This is a genomic window from Pseudomonas sp. P867, assembly GCF_019891455.1.
GTDB classification, from domain to species: domain Bacteria; phylum Pseudomonadota; class Gammaproteobacteria; order Pseudomonadales; family Pseudomonadaceae; genus Aquipseudomonas; species Aquipseudomonas synxantha_A.
In genome coordinates this window covers 26,429-45,671 of sequence record NZ_JAFLXB010000005.1, presented here as the reverse complement: position 1 = coordinate 45,671, position 19,243 = coordinate 26,429, and the positions used below count along the sequence as shown (strand labels likewise).

At 59.2% G+C, this 19,243-nt stretch carries 20 protein-coding genes and 1 tRNA gene; 13 read left to right on the top strand and 8 right to left on the bottom strand.

Annotation, left to right across the window (positions count from 1 at the left end; translation table 11 throughout):
* Positions 1-166 precede the first annotated feature (166 nt).
* The 3 genes from prpC to J1G33_RS10980 are packed head-to-tail and all read right to left on the bottom strand — an operon-like array spanning position 167 to position 2,940.
* Positions 167-1,294: a 2-methylcitrate synthase gene (prpC, locus tag J1G33_RS10990; protein ID WP_223018090.1), complete on the bottom strand. Its 1,128-nt coding sequence runs from the start codon at positions 1,292-1,294 to the stop codon at positions 167-169.
* A gap of 42 nt (positions 1,295-1,336) precedes the next feature.
* Entirely contained in the window at positions 1,337-2,230 is an 894-nt protein-coding gene (prpB, locus tag J1G33_RS10985; protein ID WP_032879910.1) for a methylisocitrate lyase, read from the bottom strand.
* Positions 2,227-2,940, bottom strand: coding sequence for a GntR family transcriptional regulator (locus J1G33_RS10980; RefSeq protein WP_032879909.1), 714 nt, complete (start codon positions 2,938-2,940; stop codon positions 2,227-2,229). Before J1G33_RS10980 ends, prpB begins: the two co-directional genes overlap by 4 nt.
* A 271-nt stretch (positions 2,941-3,211) precedes the next feature.
* Between J1G33_RS10980 and J1G33_RS10975 the strand changes: the two genes are divergently transcribed.
* The 4 genes from J1G33_RS10975 to pabB all read left to right on the top strand — a co-directional run bounded on the left by J1G33_RS10975 (position 3,212) and on the right by pabB (position 7,717).
* Positions 3,212-3,748 (top strand): ATP-dependent zinc protease, encoded by a 537-nt coding sequence (locus tag J1G33_RS10975; RefSeq protein WP_223018089.1) that lies wholly within the window; start codon positions 3,212-3,214, stop codon positions 3,746-3,748.
* A 5-nt stretch (positions 3,749-3,753) separates the two neighbouring features.
* Positions 3,754-5,286 (top strand): inactive transglutaminase family protein, encoded by a 1,533-nt coding sequence (locus tag J1G33_RS10970; RefSeq protein WP_032879907.1) that lies wholly within the window; start codon positions 3,754-3,756, stop codon positions 5,284-5,286.
* Positions 5,286-6,272 (top strand): alpha-L-glutamate ligase-like protein, encoded by a 987-nt coding sequence (locus tag J1G33_RS10965; protein ID WP_005790412.1) that lies wholly within the window; start codon positions 5,286-5,288, stop codon positions 6,270-6,272. The genes J1G33_RS10970 and J1G33_RS10965 overlap by 1 nt, the downstream gene beginning before the upstream one ends.
* 101 nt (positions 6,273-6,373) lie before the next feature.
* Complete coding sequence (gene pabB / locus J1G33_RS10960) at positions 6,374-7,717, top strand: aminodeoxychorismate synthase component I (RefSeq protein ID WP_223018088.1); 1,344 nt, start codon at positions 6,374-6,376, stop codon at positions 7,715-7,717.
* Between the two features lie 110 nt (positions 7,718-7,827).
* On the opposite strand, the gene thrH is transcribed toward pabB, so the two are convergent.
* Entirely contained in the window at positions 7,828-8,445 is a 618-nt protein-coding gene (gene thrH / locus J1G33_RS10955; protein WP_005790415.1) for a bifunctional phosphoserine phosphatase/homoserine phosphotransferase ThrH, read from the bottom strand.
* A gap of 148 nt (positions 8,446-8,593) precedes the next feature.
* On the opposite strand from thrH, the gene J1G33_RS10950 reads away from it, so the two are divergent.
* The 3 genes from J1G33_RS10950 to J1G33_RS10940 all read left to right on the top strand — a co-directional run bounded on the left by J1G33_RS10950 (position 8,594) and on the right by J1G33_RS10940 (position 12,075).
* Positions 8,594-9,328: a phosphoadenylyl-sulfate reductase gene (locus tag J1G33_RS10950; protein ID WP_032879905.1), complete on the top strand. Its 735-nt coding sequence runs from the start codon at positions 8,594-8,596 to the stop codon at positions 9,326-9,328.
* Positions 9,329-9,802: 474 nt separating this feature from the next.
* Positions 9,803-11,332: an NCS1 family nucleobase:cation symporter-1 gene (locus J1G33_RS10945; protein ID WP_223018087.1), complete on the top strand. Its 1,530-nt coding sequence runs from the start codon at positions 9,803-9,805 to the stop codon at positions 11,330-11,332.
* Between the two features lie 14 nt (positions 11,333-11,346).
* On the top strand, positions 11,347-12,075 hold the full coding sequence (locus J1G33_RS10940; RefSeq protein ID WP_032879903.1) for an aspartate/glutamate racemase family protein: 729 nt from the start codon (positions 11,347-11,349) through the stop codon (positions 12,073-12,075).
* A 116-nt stretch (positions 12,076-12,191) separates the two neighbouring features.
* Here J1G33_RS10940 and J1G33_RS10935 read toward each other — a convergent pair whose 3' ends face one another.
* On the bottom strand, positions 12,192-13,115 hold the full coding sequence (locus tag J1G33_RS10935) for a LysR family transcriptional regulator (protein ID WP_032879902.1): 924 nt from the start codon (positions 13,113-13,115) through the stop codon (positions 12,192-12,194).
* A gap of 105 nt (positions 13,116-13,220) precedes the next feature.
* Here J1G33_RS10935 and J1G33_RS10930 point away from each other — a divergent pair, with 105 nt between their 5' ends.
* A complete protein-coding gene (locus J1G33_RS10930) occupies positions 13,221-13,967 on the top strand; it encodes a 3-oxoacyl-ACP reductase family protein (RefSeq protein WP_032879901.1) in 747 nt (248 codons plus the stop codon).
* Between the two features lie 127 nt (positions 13,968-14,094).
* Here the strand turns inward: J1G33_RS10930 and J1G33_RS10925 are convergent, their stop codons facing one another.
* On the bottom strand, positions 14,095-14,781 hold the full coding sequence (locus tag J1G33_RS10925) for an HAD-IA family hydrolase (RefSeq protein ID WP_103733612.1): 687 nt from the start codon (positions 14,779-14,781) through the stop codon (positions 14,095-14,097).
* Between the two features lie 108 nt (positions 14,782-14,889).
* On the opposite strand from J1G33_RS10925, the gene J1G33_RS10920 reads away from it, so the two are divergent.
* The 3 genes from J1G33_RS10920 (at position 14,890) to J1G33_RS10910 (ending at position 16,855) form a co-directional block, all read left to right on the top strand.
* Entirely contained in the window at positions 14,890-15,264 is a 375-nt protein-coding gene (locus J1G33_RS10920) for a DUF2784 domain-containing protein (protein ID WP_005790428.1), read from the top strand.
* A 145-nt stretch (positions 15,265-15,409) separates the two neighbouring features.
* Positions 15,410-15,745 (top strand): hypothetical protein, encoded by a 336-nt coding sequence (locus J1G33_RS10915; RefSeq protein WP_148852824.1) that lies wholly within the window; start codon positions 15,410-15,412, stop codon positions 15,743-15,745.
* 69 nt (positions 15,746-15,814) lie between these two features.
* Entirely contained in the window at positions 15,815-16,855 is a 1,041-nt protein-coding gene (locus J1G33_RS10910; protein WP_223018086.1) for a DMT family transporter, read from the top strand.
* A 59-nt stretch (positions 16,856-16,914) separates the two neighbouring features.
* On the opposite strand, the gene J1G33_RS10905 is transcribed toward J1G33_RS10910, so the two are convergent.
* The gene (locus J1G33_RS10905) at positions 16,915-17,373 is read right to left on the bottom strand and encodes a DUF2442 domain-containing protein (protein WP_223018085.1); all 459 of its coding nucleotides are present in this window, start codon (positions 17,371-17,373) and stop codon (positions 16,915-16,917) included.
* 317 nt (positions 17,374-17,690) lie between these two features.
* Between J1G33_RS10905 and J1G33_RS10900 the strand changes: the two genes are divergently transcribed.
* Positions 17,691-17,960, top strand: a complete 270-nt coding sequence (locus tag J1G33_RS10900; RefSeq protein ID WP_148852832.1) for a short-chain dehydrogenase — start codon at positions 17,691-17,693, stop codon at positions 17,958-17,960.
* Positions 17,961-18,045: 85 nt separating this feature from the next.
* On the opposite strand, the gene J1G33_RS10895 is transcribed toward J1G33_RS10900, so the two are convergent.
* Positions 18,046-18,135, bottom strand: a tRNA-Ser gene (locus tag J1G33_RS10895).
* Positions 18,136-18,456: 321 nt separating this feature from the next.
* Between J1G33_RS10895 and J1G33_RS10890 the strand changes: the two genes are divergently transcribed.
* On the top strand, positions 18,457-19,149 hold the full coding sequence (locus J1G33_RS10890) for a crotonase/enoyl-CoA hydratase family protein (RefSeq protein ID WP_148852835.1): 693 nt from the start codon (positions 18,457-18,459) through the stop codon (positions 19,147-19,149).
* Positions 19,150-19,243 lie beyond the last annotated feature (94 nt).

Below are 19,243 nucleotides of genomic sequence, written 5' to 3'. Positions count from 1 at the left end.
GGTAAGTTCGAAAGGTGAACTGTCGACACTGGCTTTGTTTCCTGTGGGAGCTGGCTTGCCTGCGATTGCATCACTGCGGTGTGACAGGTACACCAAGGTGATGCCATCGCAGGCAAGCCAGCTCCCACAAAAAAGCACATTAGCCAGCGAACACAGCCCATCCCATTCAGCGACGTTCGATTGGCACGAACTTGCGCTGCTCAACGCCGATGTACTCGGCGCTTGGACGGATGATGCGGTTGTTGGCGCGCTGTTCGAACACGTGCGCGGCCCAGCCAGTCAGGCGCGAGCACACGAAGATCGGTGTGAACAGCTTGGTCGGGATGCCCATGAAGTGGTAAGCCGAGGCATGGTAGAAGTCGGCGTTGGGGAACAACTTCTTCTGTTCCCACATGGTCTTGTCGATGGCTTCAGACACCGGGAACAACACCGTGTCGCCCACTTCATCAGCGAGTTTTTTCGACCAGCCCTTGATCACTTCATTACGCGGGTCGCTGTCTTTATAGATGGCGTGGCCGAAGCCCATGATCTTGTCCTTGCGCGCCAACATGCCAAGCGTGCCTTCGACCGCTTCTTCGGCCGAGGAAAAGCGCTCGATCATTTCCATCGCCGCTTCGTTGGCACCGCCGTGCAGCGGGCCGCGCAGGGAACCGATGGCGGCGGTGACGCAGGAATACAGGTCGGACAGGGTCGAGGCGCACACCCGGGCAGTGAAGGTCGAGGCGTTGAATTCGTGCTCGGCGTAGAGAATCAGCGACACATTCATGACTTTGACGTGCAGCTCGCTGGGTTTCTTGCCGTGCAGCAGGTGCAGGAAGTGGCCGCCGATACTCGGCTCGTCGGTCACGCAGTCGATGCGCTTGCCGTCGTGGCTGAAGCGGTACCAGTAACACATGATCGCCGGGAATGCGGCAAGCAGGCGGTCGGTGACATCGCGCTGTACGCTGAAATCTTTTTCCGGCTCGATATTGCCCAAAAACGAGCAACCGGTGCGCATCACGTCCATCGGGTGGGCGTCGGCGGGGATGCGTTCGAGCACTTCTTTCAATGCCTGGGGCAAGTCACGCAGCTTGCTCAGCTTGGCGCTGTAGGCGGCCAGTTCGATCTTGGTCGGCAACTCGCCGTACAGCAACAGGTAGGCGACTTCTTCAAACTGCGCATCGGCGGCCAGTTCACGCACATCGTAGCCACGATAGGTCAAGCCTGCACCAGCCTGGCCCACGGTCGACAGTGCGGTCTGCCCGGCAACCTGGCCACGCAGGCCGGCGCCACTCAATACTTTTGCTTCAGCCATGTTCGTTCTCCAATCTTGAATTTATTAGGGAGGCGCACCGCATTATTTTTTCGCGGCAAACAGCGCGTCGAGCTTCTGCTCGAAGGTGTGGTAGTCGATGCGATCGTAGAGCTCCATGCGCGTTTGCATGGTGTCGATCACGTTCTGTTGGGTGCCGTCGCGACGGATCGCGGTGTAGACGTTCTCGGCGGCCTTGTTCATGGCACGGAAGGCCGAGAGCGGGTACAGCACAATGGAAACATCCGCAGATTTCAACTGTTCGGTGGTGTACAGCGGCGTCGCGCCGAACTCGGTAATGTTAGCCAGGATCGGCGCCTTTACGCGGGAAGCGAACAGCTTGTACATCTCGAGCTCGGTGATGGCTTCCGGGAAGACCATGTCGGCACCGGCTTCGATACACGCGGCGGCACGTTCAAGGGCAGACTCCAGGCCCTCGACCGCCAGGGCGTCGGTGCGCGCCATGATCACGAAGCTGTCATCGGTACGCGCATCCACGGCAGCCTTGATGCGGTCGACCATTTCCTGCTGCGACACGATCTCTTTATTGGGGCGATGCCCGCAGCGCTTGGCGCCGACCTGGTCTTCGATATGGATGGCGGCGGCGCCGAACTTGATCATCGACTTGACGGTGCGCGCCACATTGAACGCCGAGGAGCCGAAACCGGTGTCCACGTCCACCAGCAGCGGCAGGTCGCAGACGTCGGTAATGCGGCGCACGTCGGTGAGTACGTCATCCAACCCGGTAATACCCAGGTCCGGCACGCCGAGCGAGCCGGCGGCGACACCGCCACCCGACAGGTAAATAGCCTTGAAGCCGGCGCGCTTGGCCAGCAACGCGTGGTTGGCATTGATTGCACCAACAACTTGCAAAGGCTGTTCGCTGGCGACTGCGTCACGGAAACGCTGGCCGGGAGTGCTGTTGTTATGGGAACTCATGACTCACCTCGTGATGAAGGAGCACCGTCCGGGAAGTGACGGGCGATGTTGCGTTTGGAGGCGCCGATATGCCGGCGCATCAACAGTTCGGCCAATTCACCATCGCGATCGGCAATCGCGTCGAGAATGCGGTGGTGTTCGGCAAAGGCCTGGCGTGGACGATTGGGGGTGGCGGAAAACTGGATGCGGTACATGCGCACCAGTTGGTACAGCTCGCCGCAGAGCATTTGGGTCAGGGTGCGGTTACCGGCGCCCTGGATGATCCGGTAATGAAAGTCGAAGTCGCCTTCCTGCTGGTAGTAGCCAACACCGGCCTGGAACGCGGCATCGCGCTCATGGGTGTGCAATACCTGGCGCAGCTCTTCGATTTCTGCGTCGGTCATGCGCTCGGCAGCGAGGCGGCAGGCCATGCCTTCCAGGGACTCGCGGATCTCATAGAGTTCGATCAGCTCGGCATGACTCAACGACACAACCCGTGCGCCGACGTGGGGCACGCGCACCAGCAGGCGCTGGCCTTCCAGGCGGTGGATCGCCTCGCGCAGCGGGCCGCGGCTGATGCCGTAGGTACGCGCCAGTTCCGGCTCGGAAATCTTGCTGCCGGGGGCGATTTCACCTTTGACGATGGCGGCCTGGATACGCCGAAAAACGTTCTCGGACATGGTTTGGGAATCGTCTGACGCCGCTATCGGAATTTCCGCCTGACCCAGCATATTGTCGACACCTTTAAAATCAATGCCGCAAAAACTAGCTAATTACCCCTTAACAGTCAAAGAATAAATACACATTGTCGACAATCGTCTAATACGCCTGAATAACCCATCCAAGGCATGGCCGCCTGCCAGCGCTGGCGCCAAAAAAGCATCATGTTAGAATGCCCGGCGTATTTGCCTGACATCTCTGGATGAAACGGCGCACGAGGGAGTTTGCGCAGCAATGCCAGTCGCCTTGAATTGAACATCGCACGGCACCGCCTCAGGATTTATGAGACTCAAGCCCTTCCCCCTGTTTGTTTGCCTAATGTTGCTGCCCAGCCTTGGCTTCACCGCCGAGAAAACGGTGTATGGCCTCAATGAATACGCCAAGCTGGACGGTATCGACCTGGAGGTCGCGGCCAAGCTCGACACCGGCGCCAAGACCGCCTCGTTGAGCGCCCGCGATATCAAGCGCTTCAAGCGCAACGGCGAAACCTGGGTACGCTTCTACCTGGCCATCGACACCGCCCACTCCCACCCCATCGAACTGCCCCTGGCCCGCGTCAGCAAGATCAAGCGCCGCGCCGGCGACTACGACCCCGATGAGGACAAGAACTACACCGCCCGTCCGGTGGTTGCCCTGGATATCTGCATGGGCACTGCTTTACGCAGCATCGAAGTGAACTTGACTGACCGCAGCAGCTTCCAATACCCGCTGCTGATCGGCTCCGAAGCGCTGAAACGCTTTGATGCGCTGGTCGACCCCAGTCTTAAATATGCAGCAGGCAAACCCGCCTGCGTCGCCGACGCTCATACCGCCGAGTAAACCGAATGCGCTCTCTGACCCTGCACCTGAAAATCCTGATCACCTTCCTGGTGGTGCTCGGCATTTCGGTCACCGCCTATCAGATTTTCGTGCTGGGGATCCCCGTGACCGAGGATGCCACCGACGACTTGTGGAACATCGACGCCAAGGTCGAGTTCGTCGCCAACCCCAAGGACCCAGTCAAGATCCAGATGTTCGTGCCGCCACTGAGCCGCGACTTCGTCAGCCTTAATGAAAGCTTTATCTCCAACAACTACGGAGTCAGCGTCAACCGCATCGACGGCAACCGCAAGGTCACCTGGTCAGCGCGCCGGGCCAAGGGCAACCAGACCCTGTATTACCGCCTGGTGCTGACCAAGCGTTACAGCGGCGAAAAGGTCAAGATCAAAGGCCCGACCTTCCGCGACAGCATCGCCGTGGAAGGCCCGGAAAAAATCGCCGCCGAAGCCTTGCTGGCGCCGATCCGCCAGCACTCGGCCGACGTCGAGACTTTCATCAGCGAAGCCATCAAGCGCACCAACAACCTCAACGACGACAACGTGAAGCTACTGCTGGCCGGCGACCCGTCGACGCCGCACAAGGCCAGGATCGTCGAGCTGCTGCTGTCCATCGCCCATGTGCCGGTGGAGAAAGTCCACACCATCCGCCTGGTGGCCGACCAGCCGCAAACCCCGGAACTGTGGCTGCGCAGCTTCAACGGCAACGACTGGCTGTACTTCAACCCGGAGACCGGTGAACAGGGCCTGCCCGCCGACCGCCTGCTGTGGTGGACCGGCGATGAAAACCTGATCACGGTCGATGGCGGCAAGAAGGCCATGGTGACCTTCAGCCTCAACAACAGCGAAATGAACGCGATTCGCCTGGCCAAGCTGACCGACGAAAACACCGACGCCAACTTCCTCGAATACTCGCTGTACGGCCTGCCGCTGCAAACCCAGCAGACCTTCATGATCATGGTGATGATCCCGATTGGCGTGCTGGTGATTCTGATCCTGCGCAACCTGATCGGCCTGCAGACCCTGGGCACCTTCACGCCGGTGCTGATCGCCCTGGCGTTCCGCGAGACGCAACTGGGCTTCGGCATTGTGCTGTTCACGATCATCACGGCACTGGGGCTGTCACTCAGGTCGTATCTGGAACATTTGAAACTGCAGATGCTGCCGAGGCTGTCGGTGGTGCTGACCTTCGTGGTGGTGCTGATCGCCGCCATCAGCCTGTTCAGCCATAAGCTGGGGCTGGAGCGTGGCTTGTCGGTGGCGCTGTTCCCGATGGTGATCCTGACCATGACCATCGAACGCCTGTCGATTACCTGGGAAGAGCGCGGCGCCAACCATGCACTGAAAGTGGCGATTGGCACCCTGTTCGCCGCCTCGTTGGCCCACCTCATCATGAGCGTGCCGGAGCTGGTTTACTTCGTGTTTACCTTCCCGGCGATCCTGCTGATTCTGGTGGGCTTCATGCTGGCCATGGGTCGTTATCGCGGCTATCGCCTCACCGAGCTGGTGCGTTTCAAGGCATTCCTGAAGGCTGACTCCTGATGTTTGGCTTCTGGAAAACCTGGAAGGCCCTGGAAGCGCGCGGGATCATGGGCATCAATCGGCGTAACGCCGACTACGTGCTCAAGTACAACAAACGCAGCCTGTACCCGATTGTGGATGACAAGATCATCACCAAGGAACGGGCGCTGGCCGCCGGTATCCATGTGCCGGAAATGTACGGGGTGATCTCCACCGAGAAGGAAATCGACAAGCTCGACGAGATCATCGGTGGGCGCAGCGATTTCGTGATCAAGCCCGCCCAGGGTGCCGGCGGCGACGGCATCCTGGTGGTGGCAGACCGTTTTGAAGGGCGCTATCGCACGGTGTCCGGCAAGATCATCAGCCACGAAGAAATCGAACACCAGATTTCCAGCATCCTCACCGGCCTGTATTCCCTGGGCGGCCACCGCGACCGCGCACTGATCGAGTACCGTGTGGTGCCCGACCAGATCTTCAAAAGCATCAGCTACGAGGGCGTGCCGGATATTCGCATCATCGTGCTGATGGGCTACCCGGTGATGGCCATGCTGCGCCTGCCGACCCGCCAATCCGGCGGCAAGGCCAACCTGCACCAGGGCGCGATCGGCGTAGGCGTCGACCTTGCCACCGGCCTGACCCTACGCGGTACCTGGCTGAACAACATCATCACCAAGCACCCTGACACCACCAATGCGGTCGATGGTGTGCAACTGCCCAACTGGGACGGTTTCATGCAGCTTGCGGCTGGCTGCTACGAGCTGTGCGGACTGGGCTATATCGGCGTGGACATGGTACTGGACCAGGAAAAAGGCCCGCTGATCCTTGAATTGAATGCACGGCCGGGGCTGAATATCCAGATCGCCAATGACTGCGGGCTGACCTTGCGCACCCATGCGGTGGAGGCGCGACTGGAGGAACTCAAAGCTGCCGGCGTGACGGAAACCCCGCAAGAGCGGGTGAAGTTCGTGCAGGAGATGTTTGGGCATATACCGCCCGTGGAAGGCTGATCCGGTCTTCAAACTGTCTATCCCCGACATCCCCTCTAGGAGCAAATCCTACAGGGGACTACAATCCCCCTCCCCCGCGCCATTGGCTGACCCAACCCCGCATGTTGACCTGCTCCGTACACCCATTGCCCTACCGGGCCAACCCCGCCGAGTATTTTGCGGCGATTCGCCGTGCTCCAGGCGCGGTACTGCTCGACAGCGGCCGGCCGACGGCTGAGCGCGGCCGGTATGACCTGCTCAGTGCCTGGCCGGAAGCGACATTGACGGTAGAGCCGGACGAAAGCGGCAGTGATTTCCTGCAACGCTTACGGGAAAACCTCACGCGATTGGGTGAAGCCGCAATCCCCGCCGATTTACCGTTGCCGTTCGCCGGAGGCTTGATAGGCTACCTGAGCTACGACTTCGGCCGGCACCTTGAGAACATGCCGCACCTGGCGGTGGATGACCTGCACCTGCCGGACGCGCGCTTCGGGCTGTACGCCTGGGCGCTGATCAGCGACCACCAGGCCCGGAGCAGCCAACTGGTGTTTCATCCCACGTTGGCCGATAGCGAACGACAACGGTTGATCGCGCTGTTCAGCCACGGGACTGTCGACACCTCTGCGACGTTCAAACTCCAGGGCCCGATGGCACCAGACCTCACCGCAGAGGCCTACCGCCAAACCATCGCGCGTATCCAGGATTACATCCAGGCCGGCGACTGCTATCAGGTCAACTTTGCCCAGCGCTTTCGCGCACCCTGCATGGGGGATCCCTGGGCAGCCTATTGCGCCCTGCGCGAAGCCTGCCCCACGCCGTTTTCCGGGTTCCAGAGCTTGCCCGATGACGGTGCGGTACTGAGCCTGTCACCGGAACGCTTTGTGCGCATCAGCGAACGCCAGGTCGAGACCCGCCCGATCAAGGGCACCCGCCCTCGCGGCGTAACACCTGCAGAAGATGCCGCCAACGCCGCCGAGTTGCTCGCCAGCCCCAAGGACCGCGCAGAAAACCTGATGATCGTCGACCTGCTGCGCAACGATCTCGGTCGCAATTGCCGCATCGGCTCAGTGAAAGTGCCAGAGCTGTTCAGCCTGGAAAGCTACCCCAACGTGCACCACCTGGTGAGCAGTGTCACCGGCATATTGGCCGACGATAAAGACGCCCTCGACCTGATCGCCGGCAGCTTCCCCGGCGGCTCCATCACCGGCGCGCCGAAGATCCGTGCGATGCAGATCATCGACGAACTTGAGCCAACCCGCCGCGGGCTTTACTGCGGCTCGCTGGTGTACCTGGACGTGCGCGGCGAGATGGACAGCTCCATTGCCATCCGCAGTTTGCTGGTCAAGGACGGGCAGGTGTGTTGCTGGGGTGGCGGTGGGATTGTGGCGGATTCGCAGTGGCAGGCTGAGTATCAGGAGTCGCTGACGAAGGTGCGGGTGTTGTTACAGACTTTGGAAAGTTTGTAGGGCCTGTACCGGCCCTATCGGGGGCAAGCCCCCTCCCACCTTCGACCGCGCCGCGATCAAAGGTGGGAGCTGGCTTGCCTGCGATGGGGCAATCAGTCGCGTCGCATAACTTACAGGCTCAACTGCCGATTCGACGCCTTGATAAACTCTTTCTTCAAGTCTTCAAACGTATGCACCGCCGGGAACTGCGGGAATTCGCGAATCACATTCTCCGGCGCATGGAACAGAATCCCACGGTCCGCTTCCCCCAGCATGGTGGTGTCGTTGTACGAATCACCGGCAGCGATCACGCGGTAGTAGAGGCTTTTGAACGCCAATACCGACTGGCGCTTGGGGTCTTTCTGGCGCAACTGGTAGCTTACCACCCGATCATTTTCATCAGTGATCAAGCGGTGGCACAGCAAGGTCGGGAAACCCAGCTGGCGCATCAGCGGTTGGGAGAATTCGTAGAAGGTGTCGGACAGGATCACCACCTGGAAGCGTTCGCGCAGCCAGTTGACGAACTCGACGGCCCCGTCCAACGGTTTGAGCGTAGCAATCACCGCCTGGATATCGGCCAGTTTGAGCCCGTGCTCGTCGAGGATGCGCAGGCGCTGCTGCATCAGCACGTCATAGTCGGGAATGTCGCGTGTGGTGGCGCGCAGGGATTCAATACCGGTTTTTTCGGCGAAGGCGATCCAGATTTCCGGAACCAGCACCCCTTCCAGGTCAAGACAGGCAATTTCCACAAGACACTCCATTGGATTTATTAGTTGAGCGGGCAAAAGGACTGCCGAACTCTAGCGACTCAAGCACGCCGCCGCAACGCACGGCAGATTTTGATACCATCGCCGCCTATAGAGCGCTCAGCGCCACTGACCTGTAGGAACCGTCCTGATGAACCAAGCCTTCGACGTCGCTGAACTCGCCGCGACTTATGCCAACAAGTCTGCACAGGATATTCTCAAGCTGGCGTTCAGCCAGTTCGGCGATGACCTGTGGATTTCCTTCAGCGGTGCCGAGGATGTGGTGCTGGTGGACATGGCCTGGAAGCTGAACAAGAACGTCAAGGTATTCAGCCTCGACACTGGCCGTCTGCACCCGGAAACCTACCGGTTTATCGAGCAGGTGCGCGAGTTCTACAAGATCGACATCGAACTGATCTCGCCGGACCAGAGCAAGCTGGAACCCTTCGTCAAGGAAAAGGGCCTGTTCAGCTTCTATAAGGACGGCCATGGCGAATGCTGCGGCATCCGCAAGATCGAACCGCTGCGCCGCAAGCTCGCAAGTGTAAGTGCCTGGGCCACCGGCCAGCGCCGCGACCAGAGCCCCGGCACCCGCAGCCAGGTGGCTGCGCTGGAAATCGACACGGCTTTCTCCACCCCCGAACGTACCCTGTACAAGTTCAACCCGCTGGCGCAGATGACCAGCGAAGAGGTGTGGGGTTACATCCGCATGTTGGAGTTGCCTTACAACAGCCTGCATGAGCGCGGCTTTATCAGCATCGGCTGCGAGCCCTGCACCCGCCCGGTATTGCCGAACCAGCATGAGCGCGAAGGTCGCTGGTGGTGGGAAGAAGCCACGCAGAAGGAATGCGGGCTGCATGCGGGGAATATCATCAGCAAGGCCTGAGGCCTGGCAAACTGGTGAGGTAAAAATGTGGGAGGGGGCTTGCTCCCGATAGCGGTGGGTCAGTTGCAGATTTTCTGACTGATATACCGCTATCGGGAGCAAGCCCCCTCCCACATTTTGTTTTGTGCGCAGCATAAAATGTACACAACCTTGTAACCATCGGTGCCATTTTTGTGTGCAACTCATATTCGAGCGCACCAAAACGTAACATTCATCTCTGCTAGTCCCCACACCCCCGAATCACGCTACTCCCAATCAAAAATAAATACCTGTTCAAACGGTCAATTTATATTGCTTTCAATTCAGTAGTTTATTTAAAAATACTATAAAAAAGAAATTATCCCCGTTTTTCATATAACGAAAACTGGCACGCATGTGGCTTAGTGAAAAGTACGCTTTGTATACAATCAATACAAAACCTACATACACTTTGCCATCCGCCGCTTTGCTGCCGATGCGCTGGAGCCTGCCGGAATGCGTACAAGTCTTTCGAGCAATATCGCGCTGGATCTGCCCTCCTCCACCCTCCACCCCGAGGCTGCAAGCCCCGGCCCACTGGTCCTCAGCCCGCGCCTGCACAACAAGGACCTGGCCCCCACCAAAGTCGAGGGCCGACGCTGGGGGCGCTATAGCATCTTTGCGCTGTGGACCAATGACGTGCACAACATCGCCAACTATTCGTTTGCCATCGGCTTATATGCATTGGGCTTGGGCGGCTGGCAAATATTGCTGTCCCTGGGGATCGGCGCGGCGCTGGTGTACTTCTTCATGAACTTGTCGGGGTACATGGGACAGAAGACCGGTGTGCCGTTTCCCGTGATCAGCCGCATCAGTTTCGGTATCCACGGGGCGCAGATTCCAGCATTGATCCGGGCGGTGATTGCGATTGCCTGGTTTGGTATCCAGACGTACCTGGCGTCGGTGGTTTTCCGTGTATTGCTGACGGCGATTCATCCGGGCTTTGCCGACTATGACCACAACTCGATCCTGGGCCTGTCGAGCCTGGGCTGGGCGTGTTTTGTCGCGATCTGGCTGGTGCAGTTGGTGATCCTCGCCTATGGCATGGAAATGGTACGCCGCTATGAAGGCTTCGCCGGGCCGGTGATTTTGCTTACGGTGGCTGCGTTGGCCGGCTGGATGTACTTCCAGGCGGGTGGGCATATCGCCTGGTCGATCCGTGAACCGCTGAGCGGCGGCGAGATGTGGCGCAATATCTTTGCCGGTGGCGCGCTGTGGCTGGCGATCTACGGCACCTTGATCCTCAACTTTTGCGACTTCGCCCGCTCTTCGCCCTGCCGCAAGACCATCCAGGTCGGCAATTTCTGGGGCCTGCCGGTGAATATCCTGGTGTTCGCCGCCATTACCGTGCTGCTGTGCGGCGGCCAGTTCCAGCTCAATGGCCGGGTGATCGAGAGCCCGACCGAAATCATCGCGGCAATCCCCAATACCTTCTTCCTGGTGCTCGGTTGCCTGGCCTTTCTGATCGTCACCGTGGCGGTGAACATCATGGCCAACTTCGTCGCCCCGGCCTTTGTGCTGAGCAACCTGGCGCCCAAGTACCTGAACTTTCGCCGCGCCGGGTTGATCAGCGCCTTCGTGGCGGTACTGATACTGCCGTGGAATCTCTACAACAGCCCGCTGGTGATTGTGTACTTCCTTTCTGGCCTGGGCGCGCTGCTGGGGCCGTTGTACGGGGTGATCATGGTCGATTACTGGCTGATCCGTAAAAGCCGGGTGGACGTGCCGCAGCTGTATAGCGAAGACCCCAATGGCGTTTATTACTACAGCCGGGGGGTGAATATGCGCGCCGTGGCGGCGTTTATTCCTGCCGCGGTGATCGCCATCCTGCTGGCGCTGTTGCCGGGGTTTGCCAGCGTTTCACCGTTTTCCTGGCTGTTCGGCGCCGGCATCGCAGGGTTGCTGTACCTGCTGATCGCCAAGCGTCAGCCGGTTTACGCCGATGTCAGCGGCGAAAGCATTGCCGTCGATAACGTCAGTCATTGAATATGGGACATTTCATGCGCATCCTCGTCGTCAACGTCAACACCACTGAATCGATCACCGACACCATTGCCCAGCAAGCACGGGCCGTGGCTTCACCGGGCACCGAGATTGTCGGGCTCACCCCGTACTTCGGCGCAGAATCGGTGGAAGGCAATTTTGAAAGCTATCTGGCAGCCATCGCCGTGATGGATCGGGTAATGGCCTACGACCAGCCCTTTGATGCGGTGATCCAGGCCGGCTATGGCGAACATGGCCGTGAAGGCCTGCAGGAACTGCTCAATGTGCCGGTGGTGGATATCACCGAGGCGGCGGCCAGCACCGCGATGTTTCTGGGGCACGCCTACTCGGTGGTGACGACCCTGGACCGCACTGTGCCGCTGATTGAAGACCGGCTGAAACTCGCCGGCCTCTACCAGCGTTGCGCTTCGGTGCGCGCCAGCGGCATGGCAGTGCTGGAGCTGGAAGAAGACCCGCTGGGCGCCATGGAAGCCATCGTGCACCAGGCGGAACTGGCCATTCGCGACGACAAGGCCGAGGTGATCTGCCTGGGCTGCGGCGGCATGGCCGGGCTGGATGAGCAGATTCGCAAACGCACCGGAGTGCCGGTGGTGGACGGGGTGACGGCGGCGGTGATGGTTGCCGAGTCGTTGGTGAGGTTGGGGTTGTCGACGTCCAAAGTCAGGACGTATGCGGCACCCAGGCCTAAGAAAGTCATAGGTTGGCCCGGCAAGTTCGGCCACTGAAGATCAAATGTGGGAGGGGGCTTGCTCCCGATAGCGGTGTATCAGCCAGCTTATCTATAGCTGGCCCACCGCAATCGGGAGCAAGCCCCCTCCCACATTTTGATCACTACAAGGTGTTAGATGGCACTGAATCTTTGGCCTAACTGCTGCTCGGCAAACTGCTCGATGATGAAATCCACAAACGCCCGAGTCTTGCCTGGCAGCAGTTTATGTTCGGCGTAGTAGATGCAAATATTGCCGTCGTTCACATACCAGTCCGGCAATACCCGCAGCAACTTGCCGCTCGCCAGCCAGGGTACGGCAAACGGCATGCTCACCAGCGCAACGCCCAAGCCCTGTTCGGCGCAGATGCAGGCGGCCTGCGAGTCGCTCATGGTCATGCGCGGTTTGAGACTCAGCGGGCCGTGCTCGCCATTGCGATGAGTCAGTTGCCAGGAGCGCACTCGCCCGGTTTGCGGTGAGCGAATCAGGATGCCGTCGCAGTGCTCCAGGTCTTCTGGCTGCAACACCGCTGGGCGTGCCGCCAAATAGTCAGGCGATGCCACCAGCACGCGGTGAGCCGGTGTCAGCTTGCGTGCCACGACGCCTTGGGGCAACTCAAAGCCGCCGCCAAGGGCCGCGTCGAAGCCCTGGCCAATCAGATCGACCTGGCGATTGTCGAAATGCCAATCCGGGCTGATATCGGGGTAGCGTTTCAGAAACTCCCCCAGCAGCGGCACGATATACAAACAGCCGACCACCGTGCCCATGCTGACCTTGAGCGTGCCCACCGGTCGCCCTTCGGCGCTGGCCAGGTTGGCCACAGCATTCTGGATAGTGGTGAGGCTGGCGCTGACCTCTTCCAGGAATAACTTGCCGGCTTCAGTCAACGTAAGCCGCCGAGTGCTGCGCTGAAACAGCCGCACACCCAGGCGCGCTTCCAGTTTGGCGACACTTTTGCCCACGGCTGCGGGCGTCAGGCTCAGGTGCCGGGCCGCCTCGGCAAAGCTGCCACCCTCGGCGCTGCGCACAAAGCATTCGATACTGCCAAAGCTCTCCATATCGGCCACTCTAAACTTTTGGTTTACACAGACTGTAGCAATCACGGTCTACCGGCGTACCGGAGGCAGGTCGATACTCAGCCCATCAACTACTTGGAGATCGACATGACCACACAAAACCTCACCGGCAAAGTCGCCCTGATTCAAGGCGGTTCCCGCGGCATCGGCGCCGCCATCGTCAAGCGCCTCGCCGCGCAGGGTGCTGCAGTCGCCTTTACCTACGTCAGTTCGGCCGCCAAGGCCCAAGCGTTGCAGCACGACGTGATCAGCGAAGGCGGCAAAGCCCTGGCGATTCAAGCCGACAGCGCCGATGCCACGGCAATTCGCAATGCCGTCAACGCCACGGTCGATGCGTTTGGGCGCCTGGATATCCTGGTGAACAACGCAGGCGTGCTGGCCATCGCGCCGCTGGAAGACTTCAAGCTGGAGGACTTCGACCAGACCCTGGCAATCAACGTGCGCAGCGTATTTATCGCCACCCAGGAAGCCGCCAGGCACATGGGCGAAGGTGGCCGCGTAATCAATATCGGCAGCACCAACGCCGAGCGTATGCCCTTCGGTGGTGGCGGGCCTTATGCCATGAGCAAGGCGGCGCTGGTGGGGTTGACCAAGGGTTTGGCGCGGGATCTGGGGCCACGGGGTATCACCATCAACAACGTGCAGCCCGGGCCGGTGGATACCGATATGAACCCGGCGAACAGTGAGTTTGCCGAAAGCTTGATCGGGTTGATGGCGGTGGGCAGGTATGGGCACGTGGAGGAGATTGCCAGCTTTGTGGCGTATCTGGCCGGGCCGGAAGCCGGGTATATCACGGGCGCCAGCCTGACCATCGATGGTGGTTTCAGCGCCTGATTTTGCAAAACCGCAAACCAAATGTGGGAGCGGGCTTGCCCGCGAAGGCGGTGTGTCAGTGCCACATCTGTCACTGCACTACCGCTTTCGCAGGCAAGCCAGCTCCCACATTTTTGACCGCGCGGGGTCAGGCCATGGGGGGCAAGCCGTAGGCGGCCAAATCAAAGTCGGCGAGCTTGCGAATAATCTGGTCAGCATGTTGGTACTTGCTGTCCGCCATGGCCTCATCGGGCACGGCGATGGCGGTCATGTTGGCAGCCTTCGCCGCAGTCACGCCGAACGGCGAATCTTCGAACACCAGGCAATCCTCAGGCGCCACACCCAGACGGCGCGCAGCCGTGAGGAAGATATCCGGCGCCGGCTTGGCCGCACCGACTTCCGGGTCGTCGGCAGTGACGATGGTGTCGAACAGGCCAAACCATTCGCGGTGCAAGGTGGTCTTGTGGCCAAACGAGTTACGCGATGAACTGGTGCCCACCGCAATCGGGATATTGTGCGCCTTCAGATGCCGCACCAACGCTTCAGCGCCCGGCATACCCAGGGCCTTGGGAAAGCGCTCGCTCATCAACGGCTCGCGAATTTCCAGAAACTGCGCGGGCGTGATCGGCAAATCCAGCGCCTTGACCACGTAATCGGCCAGATCCTGAGCGCCTCGCCCGATGATGTGCTGCTTGATACCCCAGTCATAGGTACGGCCATAGCGCTCGGCGATGATCTGCGTGACTTCGGTGTAGATGCCTTCGGTATCCAGCAACAACCCGTCCATATCGAAAATCACGGCTTTGATCGGGACAGCGGTACGCGGTGCATTCATCACGATACAACCTTGGGGCAAGGACTAAATGGATTCAGCACAATAACGGCCACCCTTGCCGGCGAGCAACCCTTTAGACTGTTTGCCCCTCCATTCGAAGTGCCCACAATGCTCTACCGACTCGTCGCCGACGGCCTCGTGCTGTTTCACCTGACCTTTATCCTGTTCGTACTGTTCGGTGGCCTGCTCGCCCTGAAATGGCCCAGGGTAATGTGGCTGCACTTGCCCGCCGTGGCCTGGGGGATCGCGGTAGAGGTGCTGCACCTGCCCTGCCCCCTCACCCGCTGGGAAAACCTGTTTCGTCACCTGGCCGGGCAAGACGGTTATGGCGGTGGGTTTATCGAGCACTACATCCTGACGCTGATCTACCCCGCCGGGCTGACGGCGAATATTCAACTGCTGCTGGGGGCGGTGGTGATATTGATCAACGCCGTGGTGTATGGGCGGTTGATCCGGAGTTTGCTGGCACGCAGAAGCGCATGACCTTCAGACCCGAGCTTGATCGCCTGGGCGCACGCACAAGCCTGAAAATGAAACCTGGGCAGATTGTTTTCAATCTGCCAACCGAGCGCTTAAAGTGTCGCCCCCTCAGGAATTGAATCTCGAGGTTGAGTTCATGGAGTTTCAAGTGAAATACGTCATTAAAGCAGTTGCAGCAGCGGTTCTTGGTTTCACCCTGGCAGGTTGCACCGGCACCGCCATGAAAACCCAGCAATACGACGCCAGCCAATACACCGTCCTCGGCCACAGCGAAGCCAGCGCCACCGGCATCATGCTGTTGGGCGTCATCCCAATCGGACAGAACAACCGCTTCGTACGCGCTCAGGATGCAGCCATCAAAGCCAAAGGCGGCGACGCGCTGATCAACACCCAAGTGCAGGAGAAGTGGTTCTGGGCCTGGGTATTGAACGGCTACACCACCAAGATTTCCGGTGATGTGATCAAACTGAAAACCGCGCAATAAAGTATGAAACTGCCAGGGCGCTGACCCCGGCAAGCGACGTATCATGGGCCTGACCTTCGAGGATGGCCCATGAACATCAGCATCATTTACGCCCTCGTGGCCGCCGCCCTGTTCGGCGCCAGCACTCCGCTCGCCAAAAGCCTTGGCCTGGGCCTCTCACCTATATTGCTGGCCGGCCTGCTTTACCTGGGCAGCGGCATTGGCCTTGCCGGCGTACGCCTGATCCGTGATCGCGGCTGGAAACCCACCGGGTTGACCCCATCGCAATGGCCCTGGCTGCTCGGCGCCATCGCCTTCGGCGGCATCCTAGGCCCCGTCGCCCTCATGTTCGGCCTGATTCGCACCGCCGGCGCCACCGCCTCCTTGATGCTCAACCTCGAATCAGTGCTCACCGCCGTGATCGCCTGGGTCGTATTCAGAGAAAACGCAGATCGGCGCATCGTGCTCGGCATGGTCGCCATTGTGCTGGGCGGCGTGGTGTTGTCATGGACGGGCGCCGGCGGCGGCATCCAGGACTGGACCGGGCCGCTCGCCATTGCGCTGGCGTGTTTGTGCTGGGGGATAGATAACAACCTGACGCGCAAGGTGTCGGCGTCTGACGCGCTCTTTATCGCCGGTGCCAAAGGTTTGATTGCGGGGCTGGTGAATTGCAGTTTGGCGCTTTACCTCGGGGCGCAGATTCCGGGGGTGGCGCAATTGGCGCCGATCCTGGTGGTGGGGTTCCTCGGCTATGGCATCAGCCTGGTGATGTTCGTGCTGGCGCTACGTGGGCTGGGCAGTGCGCGCACCGGGGCTTATTTCTCCACGGCACCCTTCCTCGGTGCCGCAGTGGCGCTGCTGGTATTTGGCGAGTCGGTGACCGTGGCGTTCTGGATTGCTTCGGCGCTGATGGCCGCGGGCGTGTGGCTTCACCTGACGGAGCGCCATGCCCATGAGCATGTGCATGAGGCAACGGAACATGGGCATTGGCATGTGCATGATGAGCATCATCAGCATGAGCATGGGTTTGAGTGGGATCCGGCGCAGCCTCATAGCCATGTGCATGTGCATGCAGTGATGAAGCACAGCCATGCGCATTTTCCGGATGTGCATCATCGGCATAGGCATTGAGCGCGGTGCGGATGTATCAGGGCCGCTCTATTGGCCGCCCTGGTGGAGAACAGGCCCGTTTAAGCGTGGTGGCCCGTGTAACCTTTATGCTCATACTCCCACCCCCTACATGCCAACCCGACATGCTTGGGAATAAGCGCAGCACCACTGCTGTACGCGGTGATAGTCCTACGAGAAAAGCCCAGTTCAACAGCAGCTGCGGAAAGGGATAAATTGTTACTGAGCATCCACTTTCTGAAATCCTGGGTCAGCATGACCTCACCAGATTGCTCCAACGCCAGACGGTGCAACGTGACAGCGGACAGTTCTAGGTTATTACCCCATGTCACATCAAAGCCCCACTCACCAACTTCCACTTGGCTGAATAGCGCCAAATCCAAGAGTGGTGTGAGGACAGGAAAAGTATTTATAAGATCGGTGAGGTCAACAGTGTGTCGCTTACCGTTGCTCCATTCGATCTCTAAGGCATGCTTGCCGGCAACTGGTTGCACAGCAGAAATACGAAGCTTGCTGGTCATATGTCAGTCCCTCCGGTTTTGTTCATCCCATACCCGCTTAAGATCAGCGATATGAGCTTTTGCCCAAAGCAGGGCAGCTTTCAAGGCTTTCTTCTCGGCGCCTGTGCCGAGCACAACAAGCCCTTCTAGCAGAAATGTGGGGCTCCCGTTTCAAAATCGCAATGTCTATAGTCACCCGGTCGCCCATACGGCGGCCGGGTTTGGCGACTCGAAAACAAGACGGAACGTAGACGACGTTATTTTCATGCGGCTGCCATTTTTGGCGGTTTAGCGTGAAAAGAGCTCATTGTTTTTATATTTGTCTTGTGGAGTTACACATGAACCAATACATAGCCCTCACCAGCAACGACAGCGCCACACCTGCCCTTTTTGTCGATACCACCGTGCCATTGGAAATACTCCTCGACGCTGCGACCTATCGAGTTCGTGCCGTTACACAAGTCCTTGAGAACCTCGCACTACGCAGTGAGATCAGTAGTGATGCGGTTGTACTCAGTGATTTTGCGTTGCTTTGTTCCATCTCTTTGCGCGACGGCTGCGATTTGCTGGACGTCATAGGAAGGCGAATGGATATGCCAAGCGCGTGATCTGATAAAGCTGGACTTTTCAAACCCTAGAAATCACAAAACCCCTGGTTTCTCTCGAAACCAGGGGTTTTGTTTACATCGAATTTGGCGGTGAAGGAGAGATTCGAACTCTCGATACAATTTCTTGTATACACACTTTCCAGGCGTGCTCCTTAAGCCACTCGGACACTTCACCGTATCTCGGCAAACCAGTTCAGTCTGTCGAGGCGCGCTAATGTAGTCGAAAGCCTTTCTGATGGCAAAGGTTTTTTTCAGAATTTTCATGCGGTTAGACGGTTATGCCATTCCCCGCCCGGCAAGGGGTGATGATTGTGCCATTCTCGGGCACCGGCGGCAGGCGTCTGGGACGGTTGCTGCGCCCTGCTGCGGGCCGTCTACCCTTGGGGATGCAGGAAAAGCCTGACTGGGTAGTCAGTCACGGCGCTTTACCAGCGCGGGCGTGGTGAGTAACGTCTGCGCATCTACCTCTATAACAAACCCTACAAGGAACCGCGTCATGAGTGAGTTGATTGCCTACCACTTCGAAGACGGTATCGCGACCCTGACCCTGAGCAACGGCAAGGTGAATGCCATTTCTCCGGCGGTGGTCAGTGAATTCAATGCTGCGCTGGATCAGGCCGAGAAGGATCGGGCGGTGGTGATCATTACGGGCACGCCGGGGATTTTGTCGGGTGGTTATGATTTGAAGGTGATGACTGCCGGCCCTAAAGAAGCGATCAGCCTGGTGACGTCGGGCTCGACCCTGGCACGGCGCTTGTTGGCGCACCCGTTCCCGGTGATTGTGGCTTGCCCGGGCCATGCGGTAGCCAAGGGCGCGTTCCTGTTGTTGTCGGGCGATTACCGTATCGGCGTCGAAGGCCCGTTCAGCATTGGTTTGAATGAGGTGGCGATCGGCATGACCATGCACCATGCCGGTATCGAGTTGGCGCGGGATCGTCTGCGCAAGTCGGCGTTCCATCGGTCGGTGATCAATGCCGAGATGTTTGACCCGCAAGGCGCCTTGCAAGCGGGCTTCCTAGATAAGGTGGTGGCACCGGAGGAATTGCACGCAGCCGCCCTGGAAGCGGCACGTCAGTTGAAGAAGATCAATATGAATGCCCACAAGCACACCAAGTTGAAAGTGCGCCGCGCACTGCTGGAAGCCCTGGATGATGCGATCATCCAGGATCAGGGCCACAATCTGAGTTAACACCTATATCCGTCTTACCCGAGCCCGACCTAGTGTCGGGCTTTTTCTTACAAATGAATCCGACATATCCGTAGCCGCTCTAGCCGGCCTTTGT